The following is an 18,826-nucleotide window of genomic DNA, read 5'->3' on the forward strand; positions in this document are numbered from 1 at the left end:
CGCGGGTTCTCGCAATCACGATCATGGAGACATCTTGAAGATCATGACGAAGGCTTCGAAGCGGATCGCGGCGAGTGCCGCGGCGGTTGCCGCCATGGCCATGACGGCGACTTTCACGGCAGCCCCTGCCTCTGCCGCGACGTCGGGCTACCTGGAGGTTTGTTCCTTCGGCAACTACGCGTCCTACGTCCAGTTCCCGTGGCGCGGAGGATGGTCGACCTACGTGGTGCCCCGGGGAACCTGTCTGAACACCTACATCGGCACCAGCTCCGCCATCGAGCCGATCCAGGTCCGCGGCATCTACAACACGTCCTCCAACACCTTCTGGATTTCCAACGGGAACATCCGGCCCAGCCGGGGTGGGGGCGTTGACACGTACGGCACGACTGCGGCGAACAACCACTGGGCCTCAATCCCGAGCGTGTGACACGTCCTGACTGAGATGTCGGACCTCGTTTCACCTTCTGCATAGGTCCGGCAACTGTTCGCAGTCCGCGCGGCAAGTGGCCCCCTGCGTCCAGAAATATTCGCGCAGGGGTGCCCTTGGCTTCTCCGGCCCAGTTGTGGCTGCACTTGTCCGACGGCACCCAGCCACCATGCCTCCGGGCTCGCGGACGGTGTGACACGACACGCGGAAAGCTGGTCCTCAAGGGTGTTCAATCATGCCTGTTCGAGCACTGGTCATGTTCGCGCGTCCCGCTCGTCCGAGCGTTACTAAGCTCGGACGAGTGAAGCCTGAACTGGTCGAGATCGCGTCCGGAGTCCACGCCTACGTTCAGCCCGACGGGTCGTGGATGATCAACAACACGGGGGTGGTCCTGGGCTCTGACGATTCGTTGCTGCTCGTCGACACCACCTCCACCGAGGCTCGGAACCGGGCGCTGCTCGCCTCGGTGGCCTCGATTTCGGCCGTGGATCCGAAGTACGTCGTGAACACCCATCACCACGGTGACCACACTTATGGCAACTGGCTCCTGCCGGACTCGACCACGGTGATCGGGCACGCGGCTTGTCGTGAGGAAGTTCTGGGTGCGGGTCTGATCGCCTCACAGGTCCTGGCGGGGCCGGACTACGGGCACCTCGAAGTTCGGCCGCCGTCGCTCACCTTCACCACGTCCTTGACCGTCCACCTCGGAACGCGCGTGGTCGAGCTCCACCACCCGGGAGTGGGCCACACCCGTGGCGACACGGTCGTCTGGCTGCCGGAGGAGGAAGTCCTCTACGCGGGCGATCTCGTCTTCGTCGGCGGGCAACCGTTCCTGGCCGAGGGCAGTGTCTCGGGTTACCTGAGGTCGTTGGCGTTCATCCGCTCGTTCGGTGCATCGGTTCTCGTCCCCGGCCACGGACCGCTGCTGCGGGGCGACGAGATCAACGCCGTGCTCGACGACCTCAGCGAGTACGGGACCCACGTCCACGATCTCGCGGAAGCCGGGCACCAGGCCGGCAAGACGCCTCTCGAGGTGGCCGTGGAGGCGGGGGAGTCCCGCTTCTCGGCGTGGCGGGAATCCGAGCGCCTCGTGGGGAATCTTCACCGGGCCTATCACGAACTCGACGGCAAGGCGCCCACCGAACGCTTGGACGTGACCACCGTGTGGACGGACATGATGGTGTTGCACGGCGGACCCATCCGATGCCATGCGTGAGAAGGCGTGAGGTCTGCGCGCGGACAGGTTCGCCAGGGCTGAACCGCGCGCCCGGAGGTGCCCTCTCCGGCAGCGGCGTCGTGTGACGGGCGGCGGTTGTTGTTCGCTCACCCCGACTAACACGTGGAGGTGGGTTCCGATCGGCATGTCGCTGGAAGAGCTGTTGCAGGAGGTGCGTGGCGAGATGCTGCGCGGCGGGGATCACGAAAGCGCCGGTGCCGTGGCGGAGCTGATCGCGGCGAGCGTCGCACTCGACGAGCTGGATGCCGCTGTGCGGCGGCGAGACGACGACGCCGCCACCTTCCACGCGAGGATGCTCGAACGACTTCTCGCCAGCGTTGGAACGTACGGTTTTCGGGTCACCGAAAGGGAACGGTGACGTGAAGGTGGCGTTGGCAGTCCATGAGACGTTCGACCGGAATTCCCTCGGACTCCGTGGTCGGGACGGTTCGGGGGCGCCGCGACAGATGGCGCCCCCGAGTCGTCAACGGCGTCCGGTGACGACCTTGTCGTGAGTCTGGATGTTGCGGAATCCGGCCCGTTCCAGCAGCTTCACGGCCTCTCGTGCCGACAGGGTGCCACCGCCCGCCATGAGGTTGGGCAGGTCGCTCTCGGACGCGAGCGCCATGACGAGGGCGCCTTCCGGCCGCAGCGAGCGGAACACGCGAGGAAGAGCTTCGAGCAGCTCTTCGCGCGGAACGAACTGCTGGGGCAGCCAGGCGAGGTCGTACTCCTCGACGTCGGCGAGGTCCGAGACGGACTGGTCGCGGATCTCGATGCGGTCCTCGAGGCCCGCTGCCTCGACGTCGAGGCGGGCGACGTCGAGGGCCGCGGGGCTGACCTCCAGACCCACGGCGCGAAGCGCGGGCATCATCCGGCAGAGCCGCATGACGATCCCACCGGCCCCGGTGCCGATGTCGAGGAAGTTCTCGGCCCGCAGGAGAACGTCCGGGCAACAGCGTTCGATGATGCCGTGCGCGATGACGCCGCTGGCCCGTCCTCGCCACCGGATGCGGTCGCGGTCGAGCTCGTTCCACCCCGCCGGGGCTCCTTCCGCGAAGCGGCTGACCCTCGCGAGCTGTTCGCGGACGTAACCGCTCAGGGCACTCGTCGGAACACCCGAGGGTGGCGCGGCGAGCAGGCGGGGGCCGGGCCGCACGGGATCGGTCAGCAGCCAGCCGGTGTCGATCAGCAGCTGCTGGCTCAGAGCGGACAACTCGTCGTCCGGGTCGGCCGCGCGGTCGAACAGGTCCTGGTCGGCGAGCCGCCCGATCGCTCCGAGGATCCAGAGCTGTGCGTTGAGGTCGTCGAAGTCGCTCATGCCCGGAAGGCGTAAACCGCGATGGAACGAATCGTTCACAACCACCAGCGAGGCGGGCCGCCGGGCGCGGGATCGTAGCGGCAGGCCAGGCCGGTGCGGATCGACGCGCGCAGGTGCGCGGCGGTGAGCGGCGCCTGCACCGCCATCCGGTCGAGGGCGGAGAGCAGGGTGCGGGTGACGTTGACCCTGGCCCGTTCGGCTTCGGAGGACGCGGCTCTGGACCTGCCTCCCAGGCCCGTGGCGCGACGGAGCTCGCCTGCGATGAAGACGTGTTCCGGGTCGTCCTCGGACAACTGCGCGAGCCGCGTCCGGTAAGCGCGCAGTGCGACCTCGTCCAGGAGCGGGGTGGAGGTGGCGGCGGTGAGGCCTGAGCCGCCCGAGGCGAGGTCGAGGGCGGGTATCTCCTTCCCCGGTGCGGAAAGCAGCGCACGGAGGTAGTGCAGGCCACGGCGGTCGCGCAGACGGGCGTGCTCGGCGTCGGTGGCGAGGAGCCAGTCCTCGCCGTCGCGCACCAGGCGCCAGTTGCCGGAGGACGGACCGTCCGCGAGGGGGAGTTCGGCGAGGGCCGCCTCCACCCGCTCCAGCACGGGCAACGCGCCTGCCTCTCTCGCTTGGCGGGCCGCTGACCGCAGGTGGCCGGCGGCGTCCGAAGTGCGGCCGAGCACGACAGCGAGCCGGCCCAGCCAGTAGGACACGGGCTCACGCACGACGCAGGCTCCCGCCCAGACGACGAACCGGCCGGAGAAGGGCCGCAGCCCCCGGTAGAGCACCTCCGCGACGTGCTCCTGACGCGTGGCCACGGCGACGGAGGCGAGGTCCGCCATCGCCGAGAGCCAGCGGGGGCCGGTGCCCGGCAGGACGACGGGGAGAACGCGGCGGAGCTCCGCGGCGGCGTCGTCCACCCTGTCGAGCAGCACCAGCAGACCGGCGGCATTCGCTTCGTAGTGGTGGCCGGGGAACCTCCTGGCCGAGCTGGACAGGTCGGAGACGCTTTCCGCGAGACCGGTCCGGTCACCGACCGCGGCGCCGATCATGTTCCGGAGAACGGATCCTGCGAGCCGGTGGATGTCGGGGACTCCCGTGCGGACGCCCACGGTGACGAACTCGGACACCAGGTCGGCCGCCGTGTCGAAGCGGCCGCGCAACGCCGCGAGCACGGCCTGGCGGCTCAGCGCCGTCACGAGGTCCTGGCCGTCGCCGGCCGCCGAGGCGGCGGAGTGGAACCGGCTGAGCACGGACTCGGCGGCGGTGACGCGGCCGAGCTCCATGAGACCGATGAACTGCCAGAACAAACCCCTGCGCTCCAGCGCACCGGAGGTCGCCAGCTCGACGATGCGCTGACCGGTGTCGATGCGTTCCTGCGCCGCGGACGGGTCCCAGAGCGCGTGCAGACCCGCGTCGAGCACGTCCGGGCTTCGCGGACCCAACCGGAGTGCCTCCGCGACGAGTTCGCGTCTGCGGCCGTAGGAGGACGCGTCGTTCGCCAGAACGCGGGCGAGCTTGGCGAGCAGGCGACCGCGCACCGGACCCGTCGTGCAGGAGACCGCCTGTTCCAGCAGCCGGACCAGGTCGCCGTCGACCTCGAGGAACTCGTTCGCCGACGGAGCGTTCAACGCCATGTCCACAAGGGACTTCCCGAGGACCGACAGTTCCATCGCCACTCCGGGCAGGCCGCGCGAGGCGGTCCACAACGCGAGTGAGGACGGGAGGACCTGACCGAGCTCCTCGGGGCTCAGGCCGCGCAGAGCGACCTCCCGCCCGATGCCCAGGGATGTGCGGGCGGTGGCGATCACCACCGTCCTGGTCGCGCCGACCCGGCCCGCCACGATGGACAGGAGATCGACGCCGCCCGCTCTGTCGACGTCGTCGACGACGATCAGCAGGCGCTCTCCTGACACCACCCGCCGAGCCACGTCGTCCAGCTCCCAGGGAGTCGGCGAGCCGAGGAGAGGAGTCAGGACCTCGTCCCGCACTCCCCGATCCCTGGCGAGCTGCGCCCACATGAGCGGACCGCTCGCGCGCAGCACGGGAAAGCCGCGTGCCAGAGCGAGATCGACCGCCGCATCGGCCAAGGAGGTCGTCCCGGCACCGTGCGGACCAGTGAGCACGACGACGTCTCCGTGCCCGGCGGACGCCCGGTCCAGCGCGTGGGTCACCACACGCAGCTCACATTCCCGGGCCACCAACACGTTCGCACGCTACCTCGCCGCCGGGAGACGGTGTCCGAAGATCGGTACGACGGCGACAGGGAGTGTGCACACTTCTCGGCGCACCTCTTCCGTTGTGGCCCAAGTGTTTCCGATGTCCGTCCGCGTCAGTCGGGGTGGAGGTCCGCGCGGTGCGGCGGTGTTCCGAACGGGGCACCGCGGTGCACGAATCAGGGCGCCGAAGGGAACTCGGTCCACCTCCGGCTTCCCAGGAGACCGGTGCGTCCGGGATCCTCGCGGAGGGAGATGGAGTCACTGGTCTCCGGCGCTGCGCATTGCCGGATGACCGGGGGCTTGCAACCTGTGGAGGCCCGTTCGGTCCGCAATGGACTGAACGGGCCTCCGTTGTCGTTGCCGCTGGAAGGCGGCTGTGGTCCGCTCGGCACGGTGATACGACATCTTGGCGCGGAAGTACAAGTTGCGGCGGAACGCGTCCTCGTACCGTTCAGTTCCTGTCGGACGAGCCGCGCACGCCCGCCGACGAGCAGGAAGCCCCGATTCGAGGAGGCTGGTCAGGATGTCGTCGATGTCAGGGAGTGCCCCGCCACCGGCGTGGTGAAGGAACCAGTGGGCGTACCCGTTCTCGCGCCGCTGATGGGCTCGGCGCTCGTCAGCGGCGCGCAGCTGGAAGGCCATCGGGTGGTAGGTGCGGGTGGGCTGGGCTGTGTGCGTCCTGTGGCGGCTCGAGGCGTTGCGGCGATGAGGCCGGTCACGGTTCTGGTCGAGTGGAGCGATCACGCTGAGCGATATGTAATATCCAATATATTAATTGCGTTCGACGTGGTCGCCAGCCCGTCGACCTTGACGAACGGTTGCTCTCTTGACGACAGATGTGCGCACCCTCGACCCGACTGGCCGCTTCCTGCAGGTGGACGTCGCGCGCCTGCGGTCCTCAGGTCCTGCCGCACGCGTCGAACTGCCCGGCGGGGTGATCGCCTGGTCGGTGACGAGGTACGACGTGCTCAGGCAGTTGGCCGAGGACGACCGGCTCTCGCGCGACGCGCAGCGGCACTGGCCGGGGCTGGCGACCGTGCCCGAAGGCTGGCCGCTCGCACCCTTCCTCATCTCGCCGACGGTCCTCAACGCTTACGGGGCTGATCACCGTCGTCTGCGCGACATCATGGAGGCGGCGTTCGTGCCGGAACGCCTGGAGGAGCTCGCCGCGAACCTGGGCAAGAGGCTGCCCGAGATCCTGGCGGAACTGGGAGACCCCGGTGCGGGCGAGGTCGTCGACCTGAGGTCGGGCTTCGCCCAGGTGATCGCCGGTGAAACGCTCTGCGACCTGTTCGGCGTGCCGCGGGAGCAGTGGGTGGACGCGCGGAGGACGATGCTCGACCTCGTCAGCCCCGCCGAGGACGCGGAGATCGCGGCCGCCCAGCTCGACAGCGCGATGGGCCTCCTCGCCGGGCTGATCGAGAGCAAGCGGAACGCGCCCGCGGCCGACATGGCGACCGTCCTGGCCCAGAACCCGGCGTTGACGGACGAGGAACGGGTGCTCGCACTGGCCGTCACCATCGCGGGCGGGCTGCCGGCCACCACCGACCTCATCGCGAACGCGATCGTCGACCTGCTCGGTCACCCCGACCAGCTCGCCGCCGCGGTCGCGGGGGAGGTCTCCTGGGCGGAGGTCGTCGACGAGGTGCTGCGTTTCGACGCGCCGGTGCAGCACATGCCGTTGAGGTACGCCGTCGAGGACATCGATCTCGGCGAAGGTGTCGTGATCCGCCGCGGTGACCCGGTCATCATGGGCTTCGGGGCCGGAGGACGGGACCCGGAGGTGCACGGTGACACCGCCCTGGTCTTCGACGCGCGCCGCCTCGACAAGGCGCACGTGTCGTTCGGGCACGGCGTGCACTACTGCATCGGTGCGCAGCTCGGCAGGTTGGAGGCCTCACAGGCGTTGGTGGCGCTGTTCGAGCACTTCCCCGGGCTCGAACTGGCCGAGGACGCCGAAGCTCTCGAGCCGCTCCCGACGTTCATCTTCAACGGCAGGACGCGCGTGCCCGTACGCCTGTGACCATGGCGGCCGCGGTCTGGGTGGACTCAGACCGCGTCACCGATGGGGCCGGTTTCGCGGGGTTCTGCCCGGAAAGCGACGTGCCGGGTCGGGCTGACGCCGAACGTCCTCTTGAACGCCTTGGTGAAGTGGCTGCTGTCCGCGAAGTTCCAGCGGGCGGCGATCTCGGAAATCGTCCAGCTGGTGGACGTCAGCTCCGACTTCGCCCGTTCGAGGCGTCGTTCGCGCACATAACCCATCACCGACATGCGTTCACCCGAGAAAGCGCGGTGCAGCGTCCTGGGTGAGACGTTCAACGCGGCGGCGATGGTGTTCGGGCTCAAGTCGGGATCGACGAGCAGGCGGGTCTCGATGAGGCCCTTCGCGGTTCTCACGAGCGCGGAATGCAGCCGTGGGTCATCGCTGACCTGGTCGTTGACGAGGCCCTGGAAGAGCTCGATGGTCGCGCTGCGCGTCGTCGCGGCGTCGCTGCCACCCAGCTCGAGGCAGGTGCGCACGTGAGCCAGGAGCAGGCGGGCGGCCGGCGACGACATGTCGGCGTTGATCGACGCGGCGCGGGCGGGAAGCTGGAGGTCCTGGATGGGAAGCGACAGCATGACGGCGCAGGTGCCGTGCTCGACTTCGAAGTTCCACGGCAGGTCGTTCCTGCGGACGCAGACCCTGCCCGACGGCGCCGCGAGGTCCTCGCGTTCCGTCCGGAACCGCCACGACCCCCGCAGGGTGAAATGGGTGACGACGCGGTCCGCGATGTGCCCGTTCTCGCCACCGGTCCGCCCCAGCACGGCATCGGTGTACTGGTCCTCGATGGCCAGGTCGAGAACGGCGACCTGTCTGATCCGCACCGAATAGGATTCCCGGCCGAGCCGCGGCAGGGTCAGGGGCGGGAAGGGGACCAGGTCGCCGGCCTGGGCCCGCCACTGGTCGGCCAGCAGGTCGTTCGCCCTGTCGTGGTGGTAGGGAACGGTGATGTCGATTACCGGATGACCGCGGGCGTCGGATGGCATGAGCGACTCCCAAGGCCGCCGGAACGGAAGAACAGCACTGTAACCCGCAGCCGAGGAAATGGCACTGGAACAGGCTCAGCCTGGATGAAAGCCGGAATCGGTTTCGAACGTGCTGTGCTGTTCCCGCCGGATGAAACAGCGGAGGGTGGCAGTGCCCGCACGGTGAGGCGCGGCGTGCCGAGTGATGATCGTGGCACGGCTCCGCACACCGGAACTCCGCCCACCTGCACCGATAATTGAAACTTCAGCGCGCAGGGTAGAGTACTCCGGGCACCGGGAGGATCCAGCCGCGGAGGACGACGATGCCGAAGGTCCGATGGCTGGACGACGAGGAACAGGCGACCTGGCGCAGTTTCCTGATCGCCACCAAGCTCATGACGGACCGGCTCGAGCGCGACCTGAAACGGCATTCGGGACTCTCCTTCGCCTATTACGACGTGCTGTCGAGGTTGTCCGAAGCGCCCAGGCGATCAATGCGCATGGCGGACCTCGCCGCGGCATGCGTGTTCGACCGCAGCAGGCTGAGCCACACGATCGACCGCCTGGCGCGGGACGGCTGGGTCCGCCGGGAGGAAGCGGGTGGCGACGGCAGAGGTCAATACGCCGTCCTCACCGCCGAGGGGGTCAAAGAGGTGAGGCGTGCCGCTCGGCAGCACGTCGAACAGGTCCGCGAGCTCGTCTTCGACCGTCTCAGCCACGAGCAGCAGCGGTCGCTGCGCGAGATCAGCGCGGTGCTGGCCGCGGGAATGGCAGATGACGCGATGCTCGCGAGGATGGGATGGCCGGACGAGTGAGCAGTCCGGTCGGCATCGCCGTCCAGGCGGTGGCGGAGCTCGGTGATGCCCGCCCGGTACCTCGGCGCGCCGTGATGCCGCGAGCCTGAGTGCGTCAGCGGTCGGCGAGGCGGCAGAGCTTCGCCGAATCGGCCACGCCGTTGTGCGCGAGGGAAACCGCGCCATGGTGGCAAGTCCGCTTCGTTCATCCGTCGCGGCTTTGACGCCGACCACTTCCATGGTGTTGAAACTTCAGCGTTCTTGCTAGGGTGACCTCGACGATGAAGTTTCAACTACCTGGTGGACGGCGACCCCTCTGCGGCACCTCGCACGACGCCGCCGGCTCCGAACCGGGTGCCGTCAACGACCACACCCGGTTCGCTGCTCGCCATCAGGTCGAACGTGTCGTCAGCGGCGCGCGTGCCCTCGAGCAGGGCAGCAGCTCCGATTCTCCGCTTCGCACCCGGCGGTCAGCCGACGGGCACGAGGATCTGTCATCACCATCTGGAGGTACGACGTGAAGAAGCAAGTTCTCGCCGTGTTCGCCGCGCTGGGCCTGGCCCTGGTCGTCGCGCCGGCCACCGCGCAGGCGTCCGCTTCGGGTTCCACGGCCTGTGAGGCCGGTGTGGCCTGCTTCTACGACTCGGTGTGGGCGAACACCGTGCCGAAGAAGTACAGCAGCCCCAGTGTGGACTGCACGGCCCTGCCCTTCGTCGCCAAGGCCCTCATCAACGCCACCGAGCGCCGGATCGCCCTCTACCGGGACACGGCCTGCACGCAGCTCATCCTGGTCGAGCCCGCCAACAACTTCCACAGCTACCCGAGCCACGAGGTGCGGGCGTTCCGCGCTCTCTGAGTGATCGCCGGTGCGTCGCCTGAGGGCGGCGCACCGGCGCGGTTCCCGGCCGACGAGACGAAACTGCCCCATAGCGCCAGATATACGCCCCCTTCTGTCCTTAGTGGATTGGTGAACCACCGGACGCGCTTCACTGTGCGGGACCTCATCTCGTGCGAGCTAGGAACCCAAGTGATCAAGAGCGCTCAGTTCGTGCTGTCCCGTGTGATCGAAGTAGTACTCATCGCCCTCGGTGTCATGGTGTTCCTCACGTCCGACCAGGCCTGGACAGCGGCATGGGACGTCTTCGCTCTCATCTACCTGGGCATCCGCGTCGCGCGTGTCCGCGCCAGCAGGCGGGGCAAGCAGTCCGACGACTGGTTGCGCCTGGCGCTCGGCCCGCGCACGGGGATGTTGTTCACCATCTTCAGCGGTGTCGTGGGCATCACCGCCGGAATTCTCATCGTCATGGGGGTCGGTGACGCCGGAGAGGACGCCGACCTGCTCAACAAGCTGATCTCAGTACCGGCCGTGTTGCTGGCATGGGCGATCCTGCACTTCGGCTACGCGGAGCGGTACGCCCAGGCCTACTTCGCCGCTCTGCCGGAAGAGGTCCTGGTCTTCCCCGGATCGCCGCGGCCCACTTTCGCCGACTTCACGTACTTCGCCTTCACGGTCGGCACGACGTTCGCCGTGTCGGACGTCGAGACGAACGGTCCGGCCATTCGTGCGCGAGTGCTGGCACACGGCGTGCTTTCGTTCATCTACAACACGATCACGCTCGGTATCGCGATCGGTGTGCTCACCGGCGACTAGGACGTCAGGCGGTTGGTCGCTTCACTCCTGCTGCCCCCGGTGTGAAGCGACCAACGGCCGGACGGCCGATGCGGTGTCATCCGCGGAGCGGACCCTCGCCGCAAGGCGCCGCTTTGGTCGTCGCGACAGAGGCGCGGTTCCCGTCCCGCAGTTCGGCGATGTACCGGGAACTTCCCATCTGCGCCATCACGGTGGCCAGCTCGTCCACCGCGCGGGCGCTCGCCGCGAACCACCGGTGATCGGCCCGGTCCTCCGAGAGAACGTCCTCGAGGTGGGCGAAAGCCTGCCTGGCGCGAGTCGCATCGGGATGCTGGAACACCACGGACATGTAGTGCTTCAGGAAGAGCGAGCGCAGCCTGTTGAGTGCTTCTCGTTGCACCCTCAGCGCGCGGTCGGTTTCTCCCGTCATGAAGAGCATGCGGGCCAGCAGGAAGCTCTCCGTGGTGAACTGTTCCTCGAAGCTGTAGGGCAGTCGCCCCCAGTCGGCGCCGGTCAGCTCCAAGATCAATTTCAGTGTCAGCTCGTGCAGCTCGGCTGCTTTGTGGTACTCGCCCAACGACGCGTAGGCACCGGTCAAGTACTCGACCTTGCGCAGCAGCTTCAGCGTCGCTCCGGCGTCGTAGTCCGAGGTCAGATTCCTGAGCAGGGTGATGACCGCGTCGCTGTACCGCCCGGCTTTCAGGTGTGAGACAGCGGTCATCTCCCGCAGGGCTTCCTCCTGGTGGTGGCTGGGCGCATCTCGGAACAGGGCCTGTGCCTGCCTCGCGTGGTCGAGACCGGCCTCGTCCTGGTTGATGAAGTTGAGCCAGTTCGCGGCCTGCAGCTGCGCGTAGCCCTCGGCTTGCCTGTCACCGCTCGCCTTGAAGGCCTGGATCGCCAGCCGCATGTGGCGCGCGCCGGCCTTGACGTCGCCGAGCATCGCGGCGGCACGGGACAGACTCCTGTGCGAGTACCCGGTCGCCAGATGATCGCCGACGCTCCTCGCCCAGGCCAGGGTGACCTCGTTGATCGCTGACATCTCCTCCCACAGGAACGCCGCGTCGAGGTAGTAGCGCAGGTACCACGCCAGTTGCCAGGACGACGACTCGAGACCCCACCTGGTGGCGAAGTCGAAGAGCGAGAGCAACGTGCCGCGCTGGGACCTGAACATGTCGAAGGCCGACAGCAGGTTGTTGACGGCCTGCGCGGTCACGCCGGGCGGGATGTGGGGGAGCTCCGGCATGTCGTCGTTCGAATGAAGCTGCAACGACGCGCTTCGGGTCAGGACGAGGTAGTGGCCCAGCAGCCGTCCGCACGCCGCTCGCTGCTCCTCGACGTCGACGGTGTCCGCCAGGACCTCGGCGGCGTACTCCTTGAGCAGGTCGTGCCAGCTGAACTGGTCGGACCCGTCCTCGTTGATCAGGCACAGAGCGCTCAGCTCTCGCAGCACCGCCCTGGCGCGGGACACCGACAGCGCGGTCAGGCTCGCGACCGCCGGTGTGGTGGTCCGGCTCAGCGGCAACAGTGCGAGCAGCCGGAACGTCCGTGCGGCTTCCGGGGTGAGAGCGCGGTAGGACCACGACAACACCGTGCGGACGTCGCTGTGCGGATCGTCCGTCGCCAGGAAGTCCAGCCCGGGTTCGACCTCGTTGGTGAGCTGGTCCGCGATGTCCGACAGCCGCAGCTTCGGGTTGCTCGCGATCCGGGCGGCCGCGACGGCCAGGGCGAGCGGGAGGTGAGCGCACACGGCGGCGATCGCCCGCACCGCGGGCAGTTCCCGGTGCACGCGTTCCTCGCCGAGCCGGTGCGTCATCAACGCCACCGACTCCTCCATGTCGAGCAACCCGATCTTGATCGAGTGCGCCCCCGTCGACGCGACCAGCGAGGTCAGCTCCCTCCTGCTGGTGATCACGACCGTGCAGCCGGGCGCCGCTGACAGCAGGGGTGTCACCTGCTTGCTGTCCCTCGCGTTGTCCAGCACCACGAGCGCGCGGCGCTCGGCCAGGACGCTGCGGTACAGCGCGACCAGGCCGTCCAGTCCGGAAGGCCGGTTCGCGGAGGGCAGGTCCAGGGCGTCCAGCAGCTCGTGGAGCACCTCGGCCGGCTCCCGGGTGGCGTCCTCGCCTTCGAACCCCCGCAGGTTCACGAAGAACTGACCGTCCGGGAAGGACGGCGCGACCTGGTTGGCCCACTGGACCACGAACGTGGTCTTGCCGACTCCCGCGGCGCCGTGGACGACGGCCGTTCTCGGGGCTGTCGTGGCGTCCAGGACGGAGTTCAGGTCCTTCAGCTCGGCCTCCCGGCCGGCGAACACCGGCAACGCCATCGGCATCAGCGCCGAACGCGCGGACCGCGCACCGTGGTCGGGCGGAGTGGTGGTGGCGGACGACAGGGCCGGATCCGCCCGGAGCACCCTCGCGTGCGTCTCGCGCAACGCCGGACTCGGATCCACGCCGAGCTCCTCGCGCAGGGTCGTCCGCAGCCGCTCGTACACGGTGAGAGCCTCGGCGGGCCTCCCCAGACGGCAGAGCACACGCATGAGCAGCTCGTGCACGCGCTCCCGCAGAGGTTCCGCCTCCGAGATCGCGGCCAGCTGCTCCAGGACGTCGACCCGTCCGCCGACACCGAGCTGCTGCTCGGCCAGCAGTTCGACGGTCCGCACCGCGATCTGGCCGAGTCGACTGCGCTCCGTGTCGGCCCAGTCACCGGGGATTCCCCGCAGCGGTTCGTCCTTCAGCTCCTCCACGGCGGCCCGCAGCAACGTCACCGCCCGCTGACGGTCGTGAGCGGCCACCGAGGCCTCCGCGGCGCGAACACGCCCCAGGAAACGGCTCAGGTCGACCTGGTCCTCCGCCAGCACCAGCTGGTAGCCGTTCCCCTCCGAGCGGAGCACCGCGTCGTCCTGACCAGCGTCTCCGTTCAGGAGCTTCCGCAACCGGTAGACGTAGGTGCGCACGGTTCCTCTCGCCGCTTGAGGAGCTCTTTCTCCCCAGAGCGCGTGGATGATCTCCGGTGCCTGGACCACGCGGCCTTCCGCCAGCAGGAGGACAGCGAGGGTGAGCCGCTGCTGCGGTGACCCGAGATCCAGCTCGGCTTCGTCTCGCCATGCCCGTACCGTGCCGAACACGGTGAACGCGAGACCTGGTCGGCAAGCAGCGATCTCTTCGCCAGAAGATCGAACGAGAGGCCACATGCGCGTAATGATAGTGCGCGCCAACATGTCCCGGCGGTGCGACGAGCCGCGAGCCCACCCTTCGAGGTCGTTCGGGCTCGACGAAGTCCTGTCCTCGAACCTCGTCCGGATCCAGGAAGGTCCGACGGTGGTTCGGCCTGCCGAGACCGCCGCGGTTGCGAGAACGTGCGCGATGAGCGCGGGCAGGGTGGGAAACCGGCTCACCACGCGCCGCGAAGTGAACTGAACTGTGCACTTTCCCGCATGCTTTCAGTCTTGTTCGGACACATCAGGCGCGGGACCCGTGCACGCCGCGGTTGCCGCGCCGGCCACTCTCCATTGTGGATCGACGGGGTGTGACGGTTCACGGCATCCGGCGCGAACGTGGACGACCGCGCCCGGCGAGGTGGGTACACACTCGTCGGGCGCGGTCGTGGCACAGGTGCAGGAGGCCGGTTGCTCCTCCGTCTCGCGGGGTGCGGGGCCACTCCCTGAGCGGCCCCGCGCGATGTCCCCGATCTCGGGGTGGGGTCAGCGAGCCGCGCGGATGATCAGGTCCGTGACGGCCCCCGGCTCCGACATCGTCACGCCGTGCGAGGCGCGCGGGAGTTCGACGACGCCGCGCGCCTTGGCGCGCTTGGCCATGAACTTCTGCGCCTCCAGCGGGATCGTCCTGTCCTTGCCGGTCAGCAGGAACCACGACGGGACTCCGTGCCAGGCCGGCTCACCGGAGGCCTCGGCCAGCGCGGCGTCGCGCACCGGGCGCTGCGTCGCGGCGGCGAGCTCCGCCGTCTCGCGGTCGACGTCCGCGGCGAAGTAGGAGCGGAACTTGTCCTGCTGGATCACCAGGTCGTGCGTGCCGTCGCCCAGGTCGATCTCGTCCAGCGCCTCACCGAGGACGTTGCCGGGGTACTTGTTCGCCAGGTCGAACGTGCTCTCGCCGCGTTCGGGCGCGAAGGAGGCGATGTAGACGAGACTCTTCACGTTCGGGTTGCCGGTGGCCGCGTTCGACAGCACCATGCCCCCGTAGGAGTGGCCGGCGATCACGACGGGGCCGTTGATCGTGCTCAGCACCTTGCGCACGTACGCGGCGTCGCCGCTGAGCGAACGCAACGGGTTCGCGACGGCGACGACGGGGTAGCCGTCGCGCTTCAGCCGCTGCACGACGCCGTTCCAGCTGGCGGACTCGGCGAACGCGCCGTGCACCAGCACGACGGTCGGCTTCGGGGACTTCGGGGGCTTCTGGTCCGCTGTCGCCGACGGCACCGCCACCGACATGGCGAGCACGGCCGCGGCCAGTGCGAGAACCTTCCGGAAGCGCATTGCTCTTCACTCTCCTTCGGCATCACCTCGAGATGATGCAGCGTGTGCGATTAAATCGTATGCGATTAAAACTGGTGCGAGCGGCCGCGAGAAGCGACGGGTTCTGGGTCTTGTCAGCTCGAGGCGCGCTGCTGGAGTGTCTGCAGCGCACCGCGCAGGACGGCGAGTTCGCTGTCGTCCATGTCCAGTGCCGTGTGCAGCGTCTCCACCAACTCGGTGACGAGCCACCGCAGCGCGCGACCCTCGCGGGTGAGTTCGACGAGCACCCAGCGCTTGTCGCCCGGCCGGCTCCTGCGCGACAGGTACCCGCCCTTCTCCAGCCTTGTGACGAGCGGTGACAGGGTGCTGTAGTCGAGGCCCAGCTCCCGCACCAGCTCGCGGATCGAGCGCTGGTCCCGTTCCCACAGCAGTGCGAGCACCAGGAACTGCGGATAGGTGATGCCCGCCCGGTCGAGGACAGGGCGGTAGAGACTCGTGATGGCGCGTGCTGCCGCGAACAGGTTGAAGCAGAGCAGATCAGAGACTCTCGGACCTGCGGTGGTGTCGGCGGTGCACGTTTCCCTCACGCCGCCGAGAGTGCGGTGGCGCCGGACAAGAACGCAACGCGTCCGCCACCCGGTGGTCAGATGTGTCCGATTCGGTGCACTTCTGGGTTCTTCGCAGGTAGACGCCGTCACCGATGGCGCAGGACCCCGCACTCCGCGTCCACTGCGAAGCCGGACGGCACGGCGCCCGTGCGAGGTCCACCTCGGGCCGCTCACCCGCACGCCCGGTGATCATGTGGACTTGGTGGCCGTGCGGGCCCGTCCCGTCCGCGGCACGAAGGGCATCGTGTGATGGCCTCACGGTCCCTCAGCCCTTGTGGCGAACGGGCGTGACACGACCCCGCCATAGCCTCGCCGGAGTGACGACACAAGCTGTTGAGCGGTGCGCCTGCTGCGGCGCCACGATCAGCAATCCAGGTCGCGTCGACGTCACCGTGGGGCTGCCGGACGGCGTGGTTCCCACCGCGGAGACCAACCCGAACGCGGCTTTCCTGCGGATACCCACCGGCCAGGTGTTCGTCCGGTGTCTGCTGCCGGTGGCGCTCACCGGCGGCACGACCATGACCTACATGACGTGGATGGAAACGACGCAAGCCGATTTCCAACGCGCGACCGAAGCCTGGCGGGGTTCCTCCTGGGACGGCACGGTTCTGCACGGCACGCTGGGCAACGACCTCAAGCCGTGGACGGAGTCGTTGCGCGGCGCGGAGATCATGGCGACGGTTCACTCGGCGGACGAGCCTCCGACGGTGACGAACTCCGAGCACGCACTGCTCCGCCGGATGCTCACCGAGACTTGGGACAGCGACACCGTGCTGAGCTGGTTTCCAGGCCCTCTACCGCTCGCGATCCAGGTGAGGGTCGGCCGGCACTGGAGCGTCGAGCGCGGAGAAGGCATGGTGACCGGGGTCGGCGACGCCGGCTGGCGGTTCGGAGGTCCTGGTCGTTCGGTGTTCGTCGAAGTGCTGACCGACCCCCTGCGGCGTCCTGCCGACGAGTACCTGGGCGAGTTGCTGGCGAACGCGCCCGAGGTGCCGCGGGACCAGTCGCTGTACGTGCCCACCGCTGACGACATCACCCATGCCTTCTGGGTGGAGACGGTGGCCGACGGGCGTCCACAGCACGACTTCTACGCACACGTGGTGCGTCAAGGCACCGCGCTGAGCATGGGTGCGTTCTACAGCGACCCGGACGACCACCAATGGGCCCTGCACGTTCTGCGGTCGGTTCGTCATCACGTCTGAGGACGCAGGTGGACGGCGGGTGCGGGTGGCGAGCTGAACATCTCGGACGAAGAGGACGTCGACGGGGGTCTGCAGGTGCCCATAATCAGGTCATATTCGGGCACTGTCGTTGCGAACGCCGTTTTTCGTGATTACCGTCGAATTCGGGTGCGGTAAACCTCTGCTGCTGAAGCACGCCTGTGGTGGTCGCATCCTCTGCGCTGCTTCGCCGGACCGATCGCCTAGTTGCATCGTGACGATGTTTCGACGGCTCCTGTCCGCATTTTTGCGCGTTGATCCGATGATTCGTGACATTAAATGAGGGAGTTGAGTGGCGATGACCAGTGCCGAAACCTCGGTAACCCGGGAGGGAATGGCACGCGCGGCAGACCGGATGGAAGCGACCCTGCGTCGCGTCCAGTCCGAGCGCGGCGATGTCGAGCGCAGTGTCACCACGCTCTTCGGAAGCTTCACCGGTGGCGCGGCCACGACGTACCGGCAGGCCATGACCGGTTGGTACAACAACGTTCAGGAGATCGAGAACGCGCTGTCCGACATGATCAGGATCATGCGCGAGGGCTCCCAGACCGTCGCCAAGAGCGCCGCCGACACCGAAGCCGATGCGGCGGAGGGTGCCGCGAGGATCAACGCCGGCCCGGTCGGCCTCGCCAACCTGTGACCGCAGAACTCCCCGCACGGTTCGCGCATCCGGAAAGGACTGATCGATGACCCAGCCCACGTACACCTACAGCGGTGCCATCAACAACAACGTCGCCGCGGAGATGATGGACGCCAACGTGCGCGTCAAGGCGGAGTTGGACCAGATGCACGCCGACCTCCAGGCCTCTTTGAGCGCCTGGCAGTCGCCCACGTCGAAGCAGCAGTACGAGGCGCGGAAGAGGCGCTGGGACAGTGCCGCGAGCTCGATGCCCATTTCGCTGCAGGCCGCCTCGGACACCCTCCAGAACATGACGACTCGCATGAACAACACCGAGACGGCTCTGACCGACGGCTGGGCCTAGGCGTCACCGCCGGCCGGTCGCGCATTCTCGTGGTGCGTGGAACCGCGGCCGGAGTCCAGTCCTCCCGGCCGGGTTCCACGCGCTGCTCCTCATCCGGCCGTCGTCTCAGCATCCCCCTTCGTTGAATCTCAGGAAGGTGTGACGAATGGTCAACGATGCCATGAACATCGCGACGACCGACAACATCAAGAGCAGGGAACAGCAACCGGACGGCAGCACCCTGATCACCTACTACAACGGTGATACGGCTGTTACCAACAGCTCCGACAAGATGGCGCCGCCAGATCCGAACAAGACGCCCGACACCAGTACTGCGGAACCCATCAAGTGGGACAACACCCTGGGAGTCGATCCGGCTCGCCAGGGCCCCCCGGTTCCCGGTGGCGTGGACAGCCCGGGCAAGGGTGTCACCAGGATCAACGTCGAGGCCGTCAAGTACTTCGCCAACAGCGTGAGAAGCCTGATTCCCGAGGTGAAGAAGGCGATCGACGAGCTGGAAGGGCTCCGGAACTTCGGTCCTGGCAACTTCGGTGCCGCGCACCAGTTCAGGGACAAGGTGTTCGGAGGCAGCGAGGGTGGCGTCACCCTTCGTTCCTCGACCCTCAACGTTCTCCTCGACACGCACTCGATCCTCGAGTCGATCGTGCTGCGGTGTGACGAGATCGTGAAGACCTACAAGACGGCGGAGCAGCTCACCGAACTCGACGCGGAGGAGTTCACCGGCATGGTGAGCAAGGTCCAGGGAAGTGTTGCCGGGATGAACCTCGGCACGGCCGGCTGACCCGCCCGACCGGTGGCGTCCGGTGGGTTCTCCTGTCCGGGCAAGCTCGTTCCGCGCTTTCGTGCGGTGATCGTTTCCGTTTCCTGCCAGGAGTCGTCGCCAGCCGTGCTGGCTTTTCTCAGTAAAGGTGTGGGTGTGCGCGATGCCTCCCGGCGTGTATGACAA

The 18,826-nt window shown here is 67.9% G+C and carries 17 protein-coding genes; 11 read left to right on the forward strand and 6 right to left on the reverse strand.

The window, feature by feature from the left end; genetic code table 11:
* From VM306_RS04280 to VM306_RS04290, 3 genes are all read left to right on the forward strand, one after another.
* The coding region (locus tag VM306_RS04280; RefSeq protein WP_325511067.1) for a hypothetical protein at positions 1-427 on the forward strand (427 nt) is incomplete at its 5' end.
* A gap of 235 nt (positions 428-662) precedes the next feature.
* Positions 663-1,643, forward strand: a complete 981-nt coding sequence (locus tag VM306_RS04285) for an MBL fold metallo-hydrolase (RefSeq protein WP_325511069.1) — start codon at positions 663-665, stop codon at positions 1,641-1,643.
* A gap of 145 nt (positions 1,644-1,788) precedes the next feature.
* Complete coding sequence (locus tag VM306_RS04290; RefSeq protein ID WP_325511071.1) at positions 1,789-2,022, forward strand: hypothetical protein; 234 nt, start codon at positions 1,789-1,791, stop codon at positions 2,020-2,022.
* A gap of 105 nt (positions 2,023-2,127) precedes the next feature.
* Here VM306_RS04290 and VM306_RS04295 read toward each other — a convergent pair whose 3' ends face one another.
* Both VM306_RS04295 and VM306_RS04300 read right to left on the reverse strand, forming a co-directional pair.
* Positions 2,128-2,964, reverse strand: coding sequence for a class I SAM-dependent methyltransferase (locus VM306_RS04295; protein ID WP_325511073.1), 837 nt, complete (start codon positions 2,962-2,964; stop codon positions 2,128-2,130).
* A gap of 35 nt (positions 2,965-2,999) precedes the next feature.
* Positions 3,000-5,120: a hypothetical protein gene (locus VM306_RS04300; RefSeq protein ID WP_325511075.1), complete on the reverse strand. Its 2,121-nt coding sequence runs from the start codon at positions 5,118-5,120 to the stop codon at positions 3,000-3,002.
* Positions 5,121-5,991: 871 nt separating this feature from the next.
* Here VM306_RS04300 and VM306_RS04305 point away from each other — a divergent pair.
* The gene (locus VM306_RS04305) at positions 5,992-7,188 is read left to right on the forward strand and encodes a cytochrome P450 (RefSeq protein ID WP_325511077.1); all 1,197 of its coding nucleotides are present in this window, start codon (positions 5,992-5,994) and stop codon (positions 7,186-7,188) included.
* Positions 7,189-7,214: 26 nt separating this feature from the next.
* On the opposite strand, the gene VM306_RS04310 is transcribed toward VM306_RS04305, so the two are convergent.
* Positions 7,215-8,192 (reverse strand): helix-turn-helix transcriptional regulator, encoded by a 978-nt coding sequence (locus tag VM306_RS04310; RefSeq protein ID WP_325511079.1) that lies wholly within the window; start codon positions 8,190-8,192, stop codon positions 7,215-7,217.
* 302 nt (positions 8,193-8,494) lie between these two features.
* Between VM306_RS04310 and VM306_RS04315 the strand changes: the two genes are divergently transcribed.
* From VM306_RS04315 to VM306_RS04325, 3 genes are all read left to right on the forward strand, one after another.
* Entirely contained in the window at positions 8,495-8,986 is a 492-nt protein-coding gene (locus VM306_RS04315; RefSeq protein WP_325511081.1) for a MarR family winged helix-turn-helix transcriptional regulator, read from the forward strand.
* A gap of 496 nt (positions 8,987-9,482) precedes the next feature.
* Positions 9,483-9,821, forward strand: coding sequence for a hypothetical protein (locus VM306_RS04320; RefSeq protein WP_325511083.1), 339 nt, complete (start codon positions 9,483-9,485; stop codon positions 9,819-9,821).
* Positions 9,822-9,992: 171 nt separating this feature from the next.
* On the forward strand, positions 9,993-10,616 hold the full coding sequence (locus VM306_RS04325) for a DUF1345 domain-containing protein (RefSeq protein WP_325511085.1): 624 nt from the start codon (positions 9,993-9,995) through the stop codon (positions 10,614-10,616).
* Between the two features lie 76 nt (positions 10,617-10,692).
* Here the strand turns inward: VM306_RS04325 and VM306_RS04330 are convergent, their stop codons facing one another.
* The 3 genes from VM306_RS04330 to VM306_RS04340 form a co-directional block, all read right to left on the reverse strand.
* Positions 10,693-13,722: an AfsR/SARP family transcriptional regulator gene (locus VM306_RS04330; RefSeq protein WP_325511087.1), complete on the reverse strand. Its 3,030-nt coding sequence runs from the start codon at positions 13,720-13,722 to the stop codon at positions 10,693-10,695.
* Between the two features lie 576 nt (positions 13,723-14,298).
* On the reverse strand, positions 14,299-15,045 hold the full coding sequence (locus tag VM306_RS04335; protein WP_325511115.1) for an alpha/beta hydrolase: 747 nt from the start codon (positions 15,043-15,045) through the stop codon (positions 14,299-14,301).
* A 158-nt stretch (positions 15,046-15,203) separates the two neighbouring features.
* On the reverse strand, positions 15,204-15,656 hold the full coding sequence (locus VM306_RS04340) for a MarR family transcriptional regulator (protein WP_325511089.1): 453 nt from the start codon (positions 15,654-15,656) through the stop codon (positions 15,204-15,206).
* A gap of 338 nt (positions 15,657-15,994) precedes the next feature.
* On the opposite strand from VM306_RS04340, the gene VM306_RS04345 reads away from it, so the two are divergent.
* The 4 genes from VM306_RS04345 (at position 15,995) to VM306_RS04360 (ending at position 18,661) form a co-directional block, all read left to right on the forward strand.
* Positions 15,995-16,879, forward strand: coding sequence for a DUF2199 domain-containing protein (locus VM306_RS04345; RefSeq protein WP_325511091.1), 885 nt, complete (start codon positions 15,995-15,997; stop codon positions 16,877-16,879).
* 316 nt (positions 16,880-17,195) lie between these two features.
* Positions 17,196-17,537 carry a WXG100 family type VII secretion target gene (locus VM306_RS04350; RefSeq protein ID WP_325511093.1) on the forward strand — a complete coding sequence of 114 codons (342 nt, stop codon included), beginning with the start codon at positions 17,196-17,198 and terminating at the stop codon, positions 17,535-17,537.
* Positions 17,538-17,583: 46 nt separating this feature from the next.
* Positions 17,584-17,880, forward strand: coding sequence for a hypothetical protein (locus VM306_RS04355; RefSeq protein ID WP_325511095.1), 297 nt, complete (start codon positions 17,584-17,586; stop codon positions 17,878-17,880).
* Positions 17,881-18,025: 145 nt separating this feature from the next.
* Positions 18,026-18,661, forward strand: coding sequence for a hypothetical protein (locus VM306_RS04360; RefSeq protein WP_325511097.1), 636 nt, complete (start codon positions 18,026-18,028; stop codon positions 18,659-18,661).
* Positions 18,662-18,826: the final 165 nt, after the last annotated feature.

This window comes from Lentzea sp. (assembly GCF_035525475.1).
Lineage (GTDB): Bacteria > Actinomycetota > Actinomycetes > Mycobacteriales > Pseudonocardiaceae > Lentzea.

Coding starts and splice junctions, on each gene's coding strand:
- VM306_RS04285 (WP_325511069.1), top strand. CDS start 663: ATGCCTGTTCGAGCACTGGTCATGTTCGCGCGTCCCGCTCGTCCGAGC.
- VM306_RS04290 (WP_325511071.1), top strand. CDS start 1,789: ATGTCGCTGGAAGAGCTGTTGCAGGAGGTGCGTGGCGAGATGCTGCGC.
- VM306_RS04295 (WP_325511073.1), bottom strand. CDS start 2,964: ATGAGCGACTTCGACGACCTCAACGCACAGCTCTGGATCCTCGGAGCG.
- VM306_RS04310 (WP_325511079.1), bottom strand. CDS start 8,192: ATGCCATCCGACGCCCGCGGTCATCCGGTAATCGACATCACCGTTCCC.
- VM306_RS04315 (WP_325511081.1), top strand. CDS start 8,495: ATGCCGAAGGTCCGATGGCTGGACGACGAGGAACAGGCGACCTGGCGC.
- VM306_RS04335 (WP_325511115.1), bottom strand. CDS start 15,045: ATGTCGGTGGCGGTGCCGTCGGCGACAGCGGACCAGAAGCCCCCGAAG.
- VM306_RS04350 (WP_325511093.1), top strand. CDS start 17,196: ATGACCAGTGCCGAAACCTCGGTAACCCGGGAGGGAATGGCACGCGCG.
- VM306_RS04355 (WP_325511095.1), top strand. CDS start 17,584: ATGACCCAGCCCACGTACACCTACAGCGGTGCCATCAACAACAACGTC.
- VM306_RS04360 (WP_325511097.1), top strand. CDS start 18,026: ATGGTCAACGATGCCATGAACATCGCGACGACCGACAACATCAAGAGC.